General features: G+C 35.4%; 16 protein-coding genes and 1 pseudogene. 15 read left to right on the forward strand and 2 right to left on the reverse strand.

Going from position 1 to position 15,128, the window contains the following annotated elements; all coding sequences use genetic code 11:
• Positions 1-71: 71 nt before the first annotated feature.
• The gene (locus tag MY533_RS08860; RefSeq protein ID WP_256469529.1) at positions 72-233 is read left to right on the forward strand and encodes a carboxymuconolactone decarboxylase family protein; all 162 of its coding nucleotides are present in this window, start codon (positions 72-74) and stop codon (positions 231-233) included.
• 450 nt (positions 234-683) lie between these two features.
• Here MY533_RS08860 and MY533_RS08865 read toward each other — a convergent pair whose 3' ends face one another.
• Positions 684-902 carry a hypothetical protein gene (locus MY533_RS08865; protein ID WP_248718807.1) on the reverse strand — a complete coding sequence of 73 codons (219 nt, stop codon included), beginning with the start codon at positions 900-902 and terminating at the stop codon, positions 684-686.
• 257 nt (positions 903-1,159) lie between these two features.
• Here MY533_RS08865 and MY533_RS08870 point away from each other — a divergent pair, with 257 nt between their 5' ends.
• The 14 genes and pseudogenes from MY533_RS08870 to MY533_RS08935 all read left to right on the forward strand — a co-directional run bounded on the left by MY533_RS08870 (position 1,160) and on the right by MY533_RS08935 (position 14,316).
• Positions 1,160-2,929: a glycerophosphoryl diester phosphodiesterase membrane domain-containing protein gene (locus MY533_RS08870; protein ID WP_248718808.1), complete on the forward strand. Its 1,770-nt coding sequence runs from the start codon at positions 1,160-1,162 to the stop codon at positions 2,927-2,929.
• A 220-nt stretch (positions 2,930-3,149) separates the two neighbouring features.
• Positions 3,150-4,082, forward strand: coding sequence for a stalk domain-containing protein (locus tag MY533_RS08875; RefSeq protein WP_248718809.1), 933 nt, complete (start codon positions 3,150-3,152; stop codon positions 4,080-4,082).
• A gap of 218 nt (positions 4,083-4,300) precedes the next feature.
• Positions 4,301-4,732 carry an NUDIX hydrolase gene (locus MY533_RS08880; protein ID WP_248718810.1) on the forward strand — a complete coding sequence of 144 codons (432 nt, stop codon included), beginning with the start codon at positions 4,301-4,303 and terminating at the stop codon, positions 4,730-4,732.
• 139 nt (positions 4,733-4,871) lie between these two features.
• Complete coding sequence (locus MY533_RS08885; protein ID WP_248718811.1) at positions 4,872-5,405, forward strand: cysteine hydrolase family protein; 534 nt, start codon at positions 4,872-4,874, stop codon at positions 5,403-5,405.
• Between the two features lie 457 nt (positions 5,406-5,862).
• Positions 5,863-7,809, forward strand: coding sequence for a primary-amine oxidase (locus MY533_RS08890; RefSeq protein ID WP_248718812.1), 1,947 nt, complete (start codon positions 5,863-5,865; stop codon positions 7,807-7,809).
• Positions 7,810-7,831: 22 nt separating this feature from the next.
• Positions 7,832-8,377: a hypothetical protein gene (locus MY533_RS08895; RefSeq protein WP_248718813.1), complete on the forward strand. Its 546-nt coding sequence runs from the start codon at positions 7,832-7,834 to the stop codon at positions 8,375-8,377.
• Positions 8,378-8,392: 15 nt separating this feature from the next.
• Complete coding sequence (locus MY533_RS08900) at positions 8,393-9,913, forward strand: aldehyde dehydrogenase family protein (RefSeq protein WP_248718814.1); 1,521 nt, start codon at positions 8,393-8,395, stop codon at positions 9,911-9,913.
• A 34-nt stretch (positions 9,914-9,947) separates the two neighbouring features.
• Positions 9,948-10,760 (forward strand): helix-turn-helix domain-containing protein, encoded by an 813-nt coding sequence (locus MY533_RS08905; RefSeq protein WP_248718815.1) that lies wholly within the window; start codon positions 9,948-9,950, stop codon positions 10,758-10,760.
• 768 nt (positions 10,761-11,528) lie between these two features.
• On the forward strand, positions 11,529-11,687 hold the full coding sequence (locus MY533_RS08910; protein ID WP_248718816.1) for a hypothetical protein: 159 nt from the start codon (positions 11,529-11,531) through the stop codon (positions 11,685-11,687).
• A gap of 54 nt (positions 11,688-11,741) precedes the next feature.
• On the forward strand, positions 11,742-12,332 hold the full coding sequence (lepB, locus tag MY533_RS08915) for a signal peptidase I (protein WP_305884018.1): 591 nt from the start codon (positions 11,742-11,744) through the stop codon (positions 12,330-12,332).
• A gap of 355 nt (positions 12,333-12,687) precedes the next feature.
• Positions 12,688-12,900 carry a transposase gene (locus tag MY533_RS08920; RefSeq protein ID WP_248718817.1) on the forward strand — a complete coding sequence of 71 codons (213 nt, stop codon included), beginning with the start codon at positions 12,688-12,690 and terminating at the stop codon, positions 12,898-12,900.
• Between the two features lie 17 nt (positions 12,901-12,917).
• Positions 12,918-13,318, forward strand: a pseudogene (locus tag MY533_RS08925) (transposase); the annotation flags it as partial.
• Between the two features lie 286 nt (positions 13,319-13,604).
• The gene (locus MY533_RS08930; protein WP_248718818.1) at positions 13,605-14,156 is read left to right on the forward strand and encodes a DUF6773 family protein; all 552 of its coding nucleotides are present in this window, start codon (positions 13,605-13,607) and stop codon (positions 14,154-14,156) included.
• A complete protein-coding gene (locus MY533_RS08935; RefSeq protein ID WP_248718819.1) occupies positions 14,122-14,316 on the forward strand; it encodes a helix-turn-helix transcriptional regulator in 195 nt (64 codons plus the stop codon). Before MY533_RS08930 ends, MY533_RS08935 begins: the two co-directional genes overlap by 35 nt.
• 145 nt (positions 14,317-14,461) lie before the next feature.
• Here the strand turns inward: MY533_RS08935 and MY533_RS08940 are convergent, their stop codons facing one another.
• On the reverse strand, positions 14,462-15,055 hold the full coding sequence (locus MY533_RS08940) for a YdeI/OmpD-associated family protein (RefSeq protein WP_248718820.1): 594 nt from the start codon (positions 15,053-15,055) through the stop codon (positions 14,462-14,464).
• Between the last annotated feature and the right edge of the window lie 73 nt (positions 15,056-15,128).

Genomic DNA, 15,128 nt, shown 5'->3' on the forward strand with positions numbered 1-15,128 from the left:
TTTGTCTTGATTCTTTCTGGATACCTGTTACAACATGTCTCCTGTCTTCGTTTAAATAACCACTATTAAGAATTCTATCTGACCATGTTTCATGTATACGATTTCATCTACAATTGGCCGAAAAAAATGGAATTAATGGAAAGGAGATTATTTCCTTAATAACACAAATGGCCATTTTTGTGGGATGGCCAAAAGCAGCTGGAGCGTTAAACGTAATAATGAGTGAAAAATGAACCATATTGTATTTTACTTTAATGCATCTATTTAACAAAGAACGTTATTTTATGAAATTTGATTTATAGAAGATTTTAAAACAAGTGAAAAAATGATTCTGGCTTGTGACTTTAAAGTGTTTTACTCTTTCACACAGAAAACACATTTCTGCTGTCGCATGGCTTTCGCGCAAAAAAAGCATTTGTTGCCCCGATGCCCGCAGGAAAGAGCGCAGTCGTAACGGAAATCAACCTGTGTTTTGCTATAGAGTCTTTTATAACATCTTAATTCATTGACATAATATTTTTATAAGAACATGAAGAGGCTTGGACAAAGTAAATGGTTCCTTAATAAAGCCGAATAGAAAAACCGAACTATACCGAAACACTTCATAAGCGTTTCATTGGATAGTTCGGTATTTTTGTTGACTGAGACACATTTCTCCGAGCCTCTTTTTCATTCTTTAGGAGCTAGCGTCTTTCTGATAAATTTTCCAATTGTTGCTCAAGTATTGTCACTCGTACTGTTAAATCCTCTACTTGTTGCTGAAGTGTTTCTTGTGGAGGCGAAGGAGCAGTCGATTTCATTCTTTTAATCGTATGAATCATCACGAAAAATATCGCTAGGAAAATGACAAAAAGTATGGTTGTACTAATAATATCACCAGGATGAAACATTGTTTGTGTCAAAATTATTAGCCCCCTTATTTTGTATCGATTCTATTATTTACCGAGTTACATACAAAAAAGTTTCAAAAAAATATTTATAGACACTAAAAATACAGAAATCTTATCATTTTTCCTTGCATATTATATGGAACAAATTGTATTTCAAGAGCAGAAAATAATTAGAAATAAATGACTTTACATATTGTATAGGAAGAGCTTATAAAAATCGGAAAGATGCTTAAGATAGGGGATACGATAGGTATGACTGAGGTGAGTAAATGCATAAAGAGGGACAAGTAATGCGACAAGCTGTCTACAATATTTATATGTATCGCATCGATTATATACAGGTTTTCGCGCTGATTAAGTTATTTCAGTTTTTATTAATTGTTCCAATGACGGCTATCGTATTTAAGCTAATACTACGAGTAACGGGCTACACACATATTACGGAGCAAAATATTCAAAGTTTTATGGTGCATCCCTTTGTCATTTTGATGTTTCTTTTTTTGATTGTGCTTATTTTTCTATTTATTTATTATGAAATGGGCTTTCTTTTTTTAATGGCTTTTTATCAACAACGGGGAATTCGATATCGATATCTACACATATGGCAACAGCTTAATCGTAAGGTACTTTCTTTTTTTAGTATTCAAATCATTTTTTTATTTATTTATAGTGCACTTTTATTGCCATTAGCTTCATTTATATTTCCACTAACGTTAACACAAGAGATGACCATTCCGCACTTTTTGATAGATGAAATAATGAGTAGTCGTTCGGGTCGTTTACTTTATTTTGCTATGGTAATTGTTTTAGTAATAGTGGGCATACGTAGTATATTGGCTTTGCCGATTTTTACAATCCAGCCCAAAATATCACTATGTCGTTCATTAATATACAGCTGGCGTTTTTCAAAGCGGGACTTGTTAAAGCTTCTTGGATTATTAGCTATGCTAGTTACAGTTCTTCTACTTGTGATGCTTGGCATTACACTTATAAGTACTTTGCCATTATATATGTTGGAGCGTTTGATACCGAGTACAGCCCTTGTCACTGCGGGGATCACTATTGCTTTATTAGAAATAGTTTTCGTCGTGCTATTTAGTATACTGCAAGCAATGATTTCACAAGTAATGGTAGCCTTTACTTATTACACCCCTTTAAGCAAGACAAGGTTTACACCGAAATTTCGAAGAAGGCGCTATAAGCCATTGTTATTTATCATTTTGTTTGTTTTTATCGCATTAAGTGTGATGAATATTATTTCGTTAGAGAAAAGTGTTTATGTACCAGATACAAAAATTATTGCTCATCGTGGCTACACAGAGGGGAATGTGGAAAATACAATCAGTGGCCTTGTCAGCGCAGCAAGTGCAGGTGCAGACTTAATCGAGGTCGATATTCAGCAAACGGTAGATGGACAATTCGTTGTATTTCATGATCGAACATTAAGAAGACTTACAGGTAAAAATGGTGTTATAGCCAATATGACACTCGGTGAATTAAAGACGTTAACGATTCATGCTAATGGTTTTAATGACAAAATTTCATCTTTAGATGATTTTATTGAAATAGCAAAAGCTTTAAATGTTTCCTTACTGATTGAATTGAAAGTTCATGGTAAAGAAACAGAAGATGTATTGCCCAAGTTAGTAGAAAAACTAAAAGCTTATAAGGTGCTCGATACGTATTATGTCCAATCATCAGACCCACAAATGATGTCACAGTTAAAAAAATTGGCACCGAATTTACGTGTAGGGATTGTCTATGCATTAAATATCGGGCCGATGGATGAAACAGTTGATTTTATATCACTTGAGGAAGCTTGGGTAACGGATCAGCTGATTTCAGAGATGAAGCAACAAAAAATTAAACTGTTTGTCTGGACATTAAATAAAGATCAGTCATTACACAATTTTATTCGGAAAAATGTCAATGGCGTCATTACCGATCTCCCAGATATGGCTTTGAAAATAAGGAAGAAACAAAACGAACGGGAATATTTTTTACAGCGTATATTAAATCTTCTTCAATTTATGTTTTAAACTAATACGATTAAACGCAATAACGTGTGCGAAGCAAGGAAATACTCGCGAACCGAACAAAATACTCATCGAAGCCAGCATAAGAGAAAGCTGTGATTCTTTACCGTAAAAGAATCACGGCTTTTTTAGCGGATTAAAATAAATGATGGCAATATTGTAACCTTTTTCTTTTATAGCCGACTACTACTATGAATTCGTGAAATGAAGGAGATGCTTTTTTATGAAAATGACGAAAGTCGTACCATTTGCCATGTCAGCATTATTAATCGGGGGCGCTGTAGTAGCTCCAACTGCATCAGCAAACGAAGGAAAAGCGGTTGTGACGAACGCTACTGATAATAATGAGCAAAATCCACAAGTTCAACCTATTTTTATTAAAATAGCTGGAACAATTGAGAGTGTTGAAAAACGTGATGATTCAACATATTACACTGTAAAAGAGGAAGACAATACAAATGTTTTTGTCGTGAATGACGAAACACTAGTTTTCGATAATACTGGTAAAGAAGTTAAACTACAAAAAGGTGATAAAGTAACGGCATACACGTATGCAAATAAGCCAATGCTGATGATTTATCCACCACAATATAACCCAGAGGTAATTATTGTTGAAACAAAAGAAATGGGAACTGTAGAAGTAAACTTTTTCAATAAAGAATTAGTGAATACTGATAATACGTTAAAACTAAATATTGGTAAAGAAACGGAATTACTTAGCCTGTCTGGTAAAAAAGTAAAGGCAGAGGATTTAGCAGAACAACATTTACTAGTGTTCTATACAATTGCAACAATGAGTATCCCAGCACAAACACCACCTTCAAAAGTTATCGTTTTAGATACGATTGCACAAGAGCCAGGTGAAGTGGATCCATCTAAAGCTGCAGTACAAGAAATTATTAATAAAGACTTTTATGAGGTCGAAGGTACTAAAATGGTACCACTACGTTTAATTGCCGAAGAGTTGGGCTTTAAAGTAGAATCAACAGGAAATGGTGCCATTATTTCTAAAGGCGCATTATCTTATACAATTACACGTGATCAAAAAGAATATGGCTATAATAAAGCACTTCGTTATTTTAAAGTAGCACCAGCTTTATTAGAACCAACAAAAACATATGTACCAGTTGAATTTGTTGAAGAGTTAATGAAATAAAACAATTGAACTTCTTCTTGTCAAGTGACGGAGGAAATTGTGGACAATATTTTGAACGGCTTAACCCCTTTAAACTAGTGGGCTTAAGCCGTTTAATCGTTTTTGCTAACATTCGTTCTACCATGCAACAAAATACTTACGGTAAAATAAATCGAAAAAGGAGAAGACTCTTCTGATGCAGAAAATACATATAATATACTTTTTTAGGAGGCGATAATATGTTTATCGTTAATGTGGAAGCTGCAATATACAAAAATAAAAATTGGCTGTTAATAAAACGTAGTGAAAAAGAGGAACATGCAGGGGGAGTATTGTCTCTAGTTGGTGGGAAGGTCGAAAAGGAGGGGTTCTCAACAAATATTTTAGAAAGAACACTTATAAGGGAAATTGCCGAAGAAGTTGGGGTGGAGGTTTCAAATCTAAGGTATGTTAATAGTTCCTCCTTCTTGACGGATGCTGGTATTAGTGTAGTAGACATCGTATTTCTTTGTCATCATCAGCACGGAGAAGCTTTTGCAAAGAGTCCTGATGAAGTTGACAGTGTCGTGTGGATGACAACTGAACAAATACTCGATAATTCTTCTATACCAAATTATTTAAAGGAGAATATAAAACTTGCTGACAAATTAGTACTTGCCACCCAAGGGTAGAGGAAAACATCACGTCCTGTGATATTCCTTCGTACCAACATCCATGAAAGTCTCCCTCTCTTTTCATAATTCTCTTTAAATGGAAAAAAGTTTTTTGTACAATGAAAGAATTAAAGTCAGATTCCGAAAGGAGAACTATATGAAGCAGGCATTAATGATAGTGGATATGCAGGAAGCATTTTTTTTGGATAGTGAAAACTACTTATTTGATTACGAAAAAGTACTAGATAACATTAATATGTTAATAACATGGGCACGGCACAGCGAAGTTCCAATTATTTTTATCCAGCATACGGATTCAAATAAAGATGACGATTTTGCATTTGGCAAACCAGGCTGGGACCTATATCACGGACTTCTAAGACAACCAGATGATAAAGTAATTCAAAAAACAACGTGGGATGCATTCTATCAAACGGAATTAGCGCAATACTTACAGGAACAACAAATTGAGCAGCTTATTTTCGCTGGTGCTCAAACAGAATTTTGTCTTGATACGACCATCCGGAATGCCTATAGTCATGGATACCATCATAATATTATAGTGGAAGGTGCACATACCACCCTAGATAGTCACGTATTAAACGCACAACAAATTATCAAGCACCACGAGTCCGTTTGGCACAATCGATTCGTGAACATTGAGCCAAGTACTATCTTTAAAACTAAGTAAAAGAGGTTTCAATAATGCGCATAAACAGCCAAGAATTTAATATAAAGGAACTTCATTATACAATTAGATCTGCCAATATAGAAGATGCTCTTGAGTAGGACCATCATTTTTGATGGTCTTTTTATTGAGGCTGTTTACAAGCTGAAATAAACATTTGCTCCACTTGTTTTTCAAATACTACGTTTTTCTCTAAAACAAGCCAACGGAACGGGTAAAGAATACTATCCTTTGCAAACACGTAATACATATTTAATTTAAGGAAATTACATGGAGTAATGCAAATGACTGTAACTGCTGCTCAATTGGGATTTTTTACAAAAATACAGAACGTTTAAAGTAGAAAAATGTATTTTATTAGCTAAAAATCAACCTATCTATAATAATGCCGTTATTTACAATCACTTCACTGAATTTTCTGATTATAATGAAAGGGAACAAATTATAAGGGGTTGATAGGATGTCAGTAAAGGTTAATCCAAACGTTGAGCTAAGCCACCCATTATCACCATTATCTGAAGTAGAAATTGAAAAAGCTGTTCAAATTGTCAAGGAACAGCAACAGTTGTCTGAACATGTACGATTTATGTCGGTCATGTTACATGAACCTAAAAAATCAGAAGTACTAAATTACAAACCAGGTAATACGGTAGATCGCCAAGTATTTTTAGTGATTTTAGATGATAAAGAATTGAAAACATTTGAAGCAGTTGTAAATTTAACTTCAGAAAAAGTTGATTCCTACGAACATATCCCTGGTGTACAACCGAATGTAGCCCTTGAGGAATTTGAGCAATGTGAAGAATTAGTAAAGAGCCACCCTGATTTTGTAGCAGCTTTACAGAAACGTGGCATTGACAATCCTGATTTAATTATGGTGGATCCTTGGTCAGCAGGGAATTTTGGCGTTCAGGAACATGAAGGTAAACGTTTACTTCGTGCGATTTGTTGGCAAAAACAATCATTAGAAGATAACGGATATGCATACCCTTTAACAGGTATTGTATCGTATGTAGACCTAAACAAAATGGAAGTTTACAAAGTAGAAGATCATGGAATACGTCCAATTCCAACAACATCAGGGAATTACCATCCTGAAGTTGATGAATCCATTGTGTTTAGAAATGACTTAAAGCCATTGGAAATCATTCAACCTGAAGGTCCAAGCTTTACAATTGAAGGTAATTTGATCAAATGGCAAAAGTGGAGTTTCCGCTATGGATTTACTCCACGAGAGGGCCTTGTATTATACACAATTAATTACCATGACAAAGGCAAGGATCGTCCAGTTCTTTATCGTGCAGCATTATCAGAAATGGTCGTCCCTTATGGTGAACCAACATTTTCGCATAACACACAAAATGCCTTTGATGCTGGTGAATATGGCATGGGTCAATTAGCCAATTCGTTAGAGCTAGGTTGCGACTGCTTAGGAGAAATTCAATACTTTGATGGTATTGTAGCTGATGTTAAAGGAAATGCGCGTACGATCAAAAATGCCATTTGCTTACACGAAGAAGATTACGGGATTGGTTGGAAACATACAGATTGGCGTACAGGCCATGTAGAAGTACGGCGCTCACGTCGTCTAGTGATTTCATTTTTCTGTACAGTTGGCAATTATGATTATGGCTTCTATTGGAGCTTCTACCAAGACGGTACGATTGAAGCTGAAGTCAAACTTACAGGTATTTTAAACACTGGTACATGTGAGGATGGCATTCAAACAAAATATGGATCTGAGATTTCTCCAGGATTAAACGCATCACATCATCAACACTTCTTTAATTTCCGACTTGATATGATGCTAGACGGTAAAAATAACTCAGTAGTTGAAACAGAAACAGTATCAGAAACATTGGGAGAACACAATCCGAACGGCAATGGTTTCTATCCTATTTCACGTATTTTTAAAACGGAGAAGGAAGCGTTACGTAATTTAGATTTAAAAACGCAGCGTACTTGGAAAATTATCAATAAAAACTCACTTAACCGGGTGAATCAACCGGTTGGATATAAAATTTTGCCTGGTGAAAATTGCTTCCCATTTGCTCATGACGAAGCAAGCGTTATGAAACGTGCTGGTTTCCTTAAACATCATTTACACGTTACGCAATTTGATGAAAATGAAAAATATGCAACAGGTATGTATCCAAATCAACATGCTGGAGGAGATGGACTCCCAAAATACGTTGAGAATAACCGTTCAATTGATGATGAAGATATCGTCGTTTGGTACACAATGGGCCATCATCATATTCCGCGCCCTGAAGATTGGCCTGTCATGCCAACTGCATACATAAATTTCCAATTAAAACCAGTCGGATTCTTTGATCGAAACCCAGCGATAGACGTTCCTAGACCCGCCAAGAAGTGTCACACAACGTCGTCTTGTCATATACAATAAAACGCTTACGAGGAGTGATAATATGCTACCATTCCTAAGCATGTTGGTAATTGTTACTTTTACGGTAATCACTAACCGTTTATTAAAACAGCGTTTTGCCAATCATGGCATGGCCAAGTGCTGTATAATGCTGATTTCTATGACAATGAGTACCGCTGTTGGGATGAATATGGCTACGTGGCTTTCCGATATGGTATTAGGTGCAATAGCATCTATTATTATTGCTATTGTCTTAAGCTATTTACTATCAATAGGGTTACCATTGTACCTATTCATGGAAAGTGTAGGATCTAGCTTTATGGGAGCAATGATGGGCGTGATGCTAACATTAATGACCTCTCAATATTTAACATTAAGCATTATCTTCTTTACAATGCTATTTATTGTAAGTGCTATCATTTCTATCGGTGTATGGAATCGTGAAATGTTTCCTGTCTTTATAAAAGCCATTCCAAAGCATATTTACATTGTGGCTAGTGTAATGATTTGTGTACTAGTAGTAAGTAGTTTTGAGATTCAAAATGAGGTGCCTGTAAAAGAGGAACAACAGCATCATAATCATCATTAAAGGGGGTCGATCATTATGGTAAAGGTAAATGTTAAACCGAGTATTGAAGAATTTGGCATTCAATTCAAAAGGCAATATGACAATTTTATCGGTGGTGAATGGGTAGCACCTGTAAATGGTGAGTATTTCGATAATAGTACACCTATCACGAAAGAAGTATTTACACGAGTAGCCCGTTCAACAAAAGAAGATGTAGAGCTAGCATTAGATGCCGCTCATGAAGCCCAAAAAACTTGGGGGAAAACACCCGTAGCAGAACGGGCACGAATCTTACTAGCCATTGCTGATCGTATGGAAGAAAATCTTGAAAAAATTGCAAGGGTAGAAACTTGGGATAACGGGAAAGCGATTCGTGAAACGATGTATGCTGATATTCCATTGGCAATTGATAATTTCCGTTATTTTGCAAGTGCCATTCGCGCACAACAAGGGCAAGTGACGCCTATTGATGGGGATACAGTAGCTTACCATTACCAAGAACCTATTGGTGTAGTTGGCCAAATCATTCCATGGAACTTTCCTATTTTAATGGCAGCTTGGAAATTGGCACCAGCACTTGCTGCAGGAAATAGTGTTGTCTTAAAATTAGCAGAACAAACGCCGGTATCATTCTTATTCGTAGTTGAACTTATTCAAGACCTATTACCAAAAGGTGTCTTAAACGTCATTAATGGTTTTGGTGTAGAGGCAGGAAAAGAGTTAGCTTCAAGCCCACGTATTGCCAAAGTGGCCTTTACGGGTTCTACAGCTGTCGGCAAACTAATTATGAAATATGCATCTGAGAATCTAATTCCTGTTACACTAGAATTAGGTGGCAAATCGCCTAATATCTTCTTTGGGGATGTCATGGATGCTGATGACGGATATCTAGATAAGGCAATTGAAGGATTAGTTATGTTTGCTTTAAATCAAGGTGAAGTTTGCACTTGTCCATCTAGAGCCTTGATCCATGAGTCTATTTATGATCGTTTCATGGAAAAAGCCATTGAACGAGTAAAGCAAATTAAAGTTGGTAATCCATTCGAACTTGAAACAATGATGGGTGCACAGGCTTCAGAAGAACAACATAAAAAAATTATTTCTTATTTTGAAATTGCCAAACAAGATGGTGCAGAATGTTTAATCGGTGGCGCCGAAAATCACCTTGATAATTTAGATGGTTATTTTATTCAACCAACTATTTTTAAAGGCCATAACAAAATGCGTATTTTCCAAGAAGAAATTTTCGGTCCTGTATTGGCAGTGACTACGTTTAAAACCTTTGAGGAAGCGATTGAAATCGCAAATGATACGATGTATGGATTAGGGGCAGCTGTATGGTCACGTAATACAAACATTACCTATAAAGCAAGTCGAGAGATCCAAGCAGGACGTGTTTGGATAAATACGTATCACCAATACCCTGCAGGTGCAGCATTTGGCGGTTATAAAAAGTCAGGTATCGGTCGAGAAAATCATTTAAAAGCTTTAGAATCGTATCAATCAACTAAATGTGTCTTAGCTAGTTACAATGAACAAGCGCAAGGATTCTTTTAATTTTACCTAAGAGTGAACTAAAGGGGGCGGTTTATTGAGTAGCTATTATCCAATCCAACCTGAATTGGTCCAAAAAACGTATTCTTATAGAGAACTTGCTCCAAACAGCCATTTAAACCAGGATATACTATTTTATTATGAGTTTGAACCAATAGGCATTAATAGTGATATTCATGTCATTCCTGATGCCTGCCAAGATTTAATGTTTTACATGGGCAAAAATAAACAGGTTGTCTTAGGGAATACCCCGACTACACGTGAAATTTATTCATTTACCCCAAAAGGTAAATATTTTGGTGTTCGTCTAAATCCAAAACAAACAGTTATTCAATACAATTGCGCATTAAAACATATTGTTCAACAACCGTTTGTTAATGTTGAATTAGGCTGCACACTAGACTCTAAATTTATACAATCTGTTTTTGAAGCAGAAGATTTCGAACAAAGGGTGCAGATTTGTAATGAGTATTTTGGTTCTCAAAAAAAGGATAAAAGCTTGGGTGATGAAATATTCGCAACTTGTTTTGATTCTATTATTGAAAATAATGGGCTGTTTTTACCAGCTGTAATTCAGCATAAAACAGGTTATTCTGAGCGATATATCCGAGAACTTTTTTACAAAAAAACAGGTTTTGGACCAAAAAAGCTAAGCAAATTCATTCGTATTCAACTCCTACTTCAACATTTTTCCTTTGAAGAGACACCTGTAAACATTGACCAATATGGTTACTATGATCCTTCCCATTATTACAAAGAATTTAAAAGTTTACTTGTCATAACTCCTGCTGAATATATAAAAGAATTTTTAGGTTGGAAAAATATAAAACGAAAGTTTCTATCTTATTAGCCCCTCAAAGCTTTCACTCTTTCGTATAAACAGGCTGGGACATACCTAATTTAACTGTGTCCAAAGCCGAATGGTAAAATTCACTTTTTATTATTTGAAAACAAAAAGCCGAACTATTGTAGAATGCTGTGTTAGTAATTTTTAATAGTTCGGCTTTTCTAGTTGCTTAAAACCTTTTGTCCTAACCTCTGCAAATGTCAAAATAACAATGTACATTTTTGCTAGTCTAATCATGTACACTTTCGCTAAATTAACTACGTTTCTATACATGTGCGTGAATAATTACACTTGACACGGAGCCTCTACCCGCATGATTCGCTAGCCAAGAAACCAACTATATCAATGGCAGCTAACCGGTCGGGGGCTATCATGCTCGCCACTCCCTGTATAGTTGTATAAACAAAGGGAATTACAATTGTACTTGGTTAAACAAAATTTATTTCAATTAAGCCTCTTTATTTTCATGAACAGTATACTTTTTTCCAGAAAAAACATATCAGTTAGTTTAACTACATTAACGATTCACTACCTTAACTTTGGGGAAATTCCTATTAGCTAAAAAAATTCATAACATTGATCCAGTTGCAACAAATACTCTCAGACCTAAAAGTAATCCTTCCTTTTTACATCCCCCGTATTTGGCGATGAACAAAACAAATAACATTACATAATATAGAAACATGAAATATTATTAAAAAGGATGATGTGTTATTTCTATAGTAAGAAATGGTACCCTTCCTAACGGAGAAATACAAGACGGCTGGGAAGATGTTGATGTTGTTTGGGACATTGATCGTTGGGAGAATGACGGCGGTAGAAGTATTGGAACGAGTTCGAGGACGTGAAAAGGCTGCCTATATTAAAGAAGAGGGAGACGCACTTGTCTCCCTATATTTGATTATTTTAAAATTACGAACAGAAAATTGAAACTATTTTCCTTTTTTTACGTATTAATTAAGAGAAATACTAGGAGGTGGAATTTTGGGAGAAGAAATACAGGGAAAACAGACAAATGAGTTTGTTGAATGGGTAAAAGCAATTGCTTTCGCTTTATTGGTGGCATTTTTAGTCAAGCAGTTTTTATTTACGCCAGTACTCGTAAAGGGTGCTTCTATGGAACCGACATTGGAAGAAAGTGATCGTGTTATTGTTAATAAAATTGGTCCAAAATTTAAGCCAATTGATCGATTTGACATTGTCGTTATTAATAACATGATGATAGATAATGAAGAAAAAAATATTATTAAACGTATCATTGGTCTACCAGGAGATAAAATTGAGTATAAGGATGATCAATTATACATAAACGGGGAAAAGTACAGTGAACCTTATTTAGATCAGTACAAGAAGGATTTAAAAGATCCTGGGTCACTTACATATGATTTTACGTTAGAACAAGACTTAGGTGAAACTACTGTACCTAAAGGGCATTACTTTGTATTAGGTGATAATCGTCGTGTAAGTAATGATAGTAGAAATCCTGAGTTAGGTTTCATCCCTAAAGAAAAAATAATGGGTACAACAAGTATCGTCTGTTGGCCGATCGAGCATATTGACTTTAGGTTTAACTGATAGATCGAAAGCTTAAACCTTAATAAAGATAATAAAAATGACCACTCCACAAATGGAGGGCACTGAAAAAGTCTATATCTTCTCACATCGCGAGGTATTTAACGAGTAAATCGTTGAATACCTCGCTTTTTTCATTTGGCACTGTGACGCTACTGTTGTTTTCCGAAGCATTCCGCTCGCTTTCCGCGGGCGAGCGCCGAGCCTCCTCCTACGCTTCGCTTCGTGCGGGGTCTCGTCTGTCTCGCTTTCCCGCAGGAGTCGAGCGATGCTTCTCCAAACAACGCAATGTATCACACTATTATTTTAGTCACGCTTTCCTTTATAATAAAAAAATAATGTGCAGGTGGTGCCCCCGATGATTTCAAATCAAGAAACCCTTCATTTAAGTCCATATATGGCGATCTACGATATTGTTGTGCCAAAAGATAATATACTTCATCAAATCAATGAACTTGTTGATTTTTCATTCATTTTAGAAGAGTTAAAAACAAAATATTGTTTAGACAATGGACGTAATGCCATTCCTCCAATTCGTATGTTTAAGTACATCTTCTTTCTTCGGGTATAAGACACATATCCCGTTGATTTGTTTGTAAGGCGGGTCATCTCGCGACAAGAAAAGCACGTACGGGTAAAAAAGGAACGAGTAAGAGTCAAAGTCAGACCTATTATTTTGACATTGAAAAATGCAAAGTATGTCCAAGGAGAGAGGGCTGTTATAAAGAAGGCTCAAAAAGTAAAACATATTCTGTCACAATTAAGTCGGATACACATGCCGAACAAGAGGCATTTCAAAATACGGAAGCATTTAAGCAATTAACCGCAAATCGCTACAAAGTAGAAGCGAAGAATAGTGAATTAAAAAACGGACACGGGTACGATACGGCATCGACTGCGGGTCTATTTGGCATGGAAATTCAAGAGCTACAACGATATTCGCTGTCAATTTAAAACGGATATTAAAGCTATTAAACGAAAATAAATAAGGAATAGAGACAGAAATAAGGCACTTCCTGTTCAAAATTGAACAAGAAGTGCCTTATTTTCATCTGAGAAAGGTTCGCTTTTATGAAAACGTAAGTTTTTCAGTGCCCTCCCACAAATGAGTGGTTTTTTTGTTTTGTCTTTTGTAAAACCGACGTCTGGGAGACGTACGCACAAAGGGTATCATTTCATTAATGAAAAATATAATTAACTTTTTGCAATATATATATTGCAAAGAGACAGATATTCTGTATAATTAAAATCATAAAATAAAGGGGGAAAATATGGATGTTTTGGAAAAGTAAACACGTCGATGAACGAATTAAAAATCAGCAAAATAAAATTTACAAGGAGATTTTTTTCTTTGTCATTGTAATATGTTTAATATCGATCCTAATAAAATTCATAACAGAGGGAGTGTCCTCAGAAAATGTATCAACTGAACGGTTGATTTTATTATTCTCAGCAGTTTATTATTGTGGTAGAGTAGCCTATCTCGGCATCTTTACTGATGAAGTAGAGATTCACAATAGTACAAGTAAGTTTAAATTAAGTACTAAATTTATTATTTTCGGTGTTGCTATTGGTATGATTATTGCAATTATTATGGGTGTTAACAGTGCATTCAACTACGCAGAAAGTACACCACAAGCAATATATTTTTTCTTTTTGGTATTTTTTGTGTCACTGTTGTTGTATGCATCATGTATTGCCGGAATTTTACTCTTATTTTATGGGCTTGCTAAAAAGAAAAGTGATCGAGTTATTCAAAGAATGTTAGAAGATGAAGATAGTGGTGATCAATGTGAAAAACATACGCTTAAAAATGGCTCGAATTGAACATGATTTATCACAAGGTGAATTGGCTGATAAAGTGGGGGTTACTAGGCAAACAATCGGTTTAATTGAATTAGGTAAATACAACCCGACTTTGAATTTATGTATCGCGATATGTAAAACGTTAAATAAAACCCTAGATGAATTGTTCTGGGAGGAGTAAAACTGTCGTTATGTTATCGAAGAGGCTATCTACTAAACAGATAGTCTTTTTTCTTTGAATCTCTATTAAAGCCGAAATAAAAAAAATCGAAGCCATTTGCTTCGACTTTTTTATAACAGAGTTATTTATTTTCCCATTTAATAAACTAATCATTTAATCCTTTACCATCAAGGATGTGTTGCGTGTATTTTTCAATTCTCGACACGCGAGTTTTGGATTGTTTAGGTTGAGAGAAATGTAGAATGTATGCTCTTTGTCGTCCTGGCGTCAATTTTTCAAAAGCCGTTTTTAAGGTAGGCATTTCATTGAATTTATGGTGAAGTTCTTCAGGAATTATGTATTCCTTATGCTCTTTCATGGGCACTTCTAAACCTGCTTTTTCAATTTCGATGGCTTCTAGAATATAATCTTTTATAATCGTTTCCATGCCAACTATTTCTTGAATGTTGGTGAAACGAATTTGGCGCGCTGCCTGTACATTTTCAGTTTGTTGAATTAATACCCCATTGGCATCCTTTAATAAGGCTCCTTTGTGAAAGAGCAGGGCACAATAATCTTTAAATCCATGTATTAACACGATGTTTTTTTTCTCAAGTGTGTAACAAGGATGCATCCATTTAAATTCTTCAGTCAATTCACAAGCAAGAACGATATTTCTCAACGCCGAATATTCTTCCTGCCACTTTTTAGCTTTACCTAAAAATTCATCAACCTTTGGATTCATTTTGCTATTTGTCATCAACGAACACCCCTCTACAATTTTTTAATCAGCTGATATTCTCTAATCGATTTATCATAAAACATTAACTAGT

The sequence above is a fragment of the Lysinibacillus sp. Ag94 genome, from assembly GCF_023242215.1.
GTDB lineage: Bacteria > Bacillota > Bacilli > Bacillales_A > Planococcaceae > Lysinibacillus.

Coding starts and splice junctions, on each gene's coding strand:
- MY533_RS08880 (WP_248718810.1), top strand. CDS start 4,301: ATGTTTATCGTTAATGTGGAAGCTGCAATATACAAAAATAAAAATTGG.
- MY533_RS08875 (WP_248718809.1), top strand. CDS start 3,150: ATGAAAATGACGAAAGTCGTACCATTTGCCATGTCAGCATTATTAATC.
- MY533_RS08890 (WP_248718812.1), top strand. CDS start 5,863: ATGTCAGTAAAGGTTAATCCAAACGTTGAGCTAAGCCACCCATTATCA.
- MY533_RS08940 (WP_248718820.1), bottom strand. CDS start 15,055: ATGACAAATAGCAAAATGAATCCAAAGGTTGATGAATTTTTAGGTAAA.
- MY533_RS08885 (WP_248718811.1), top strand. CDS start 4,872: ATGAAGCAGGCATTAATGATAGTGGATATGCAGGAAGCATTTTTTTTG.
- MY533_RS08900 (WP_248718814.1), top strand. CDS start 8,393: ATGGTAAAGGTAAATGTTAAACCGAGTATTGAAGAATTTGGCATTCAA.
- MY533_RS08920 (WP_248718817.1), top strand. CDS start 12,688: ATGATTTCAAATCAAGAAACCCTTCATTTAAGTCCATATATGGCGATC.
- MY533_RS08895 (WP_248718813.1), top strand. CDS start 7,832: ATGCTACCATTCCTAAGCATGTTGGTAATTGTTACTTTTACGGTAATC.
- MY533_RS08930 (WP_248718818.1), top strand. CDS start 13,605: ATGTTTTGGAAAAGTAAACACGTCGATGAACGAATTAAAAATCAGCAA.
- MY533_RS08910 (WP_248718816.1), top strand. CDS start 11,529: ATGTTGATGTTGTTTGGGACATTGATCGTTGGGAGAATGACGGCGGTA.
- MY533_RS08870 (WP_248718808.1), top strand. CDS start 1,160: ATGCATAAAGAGGGACAAGTAATGCGACAAGCTGTCTACAATATTTAT.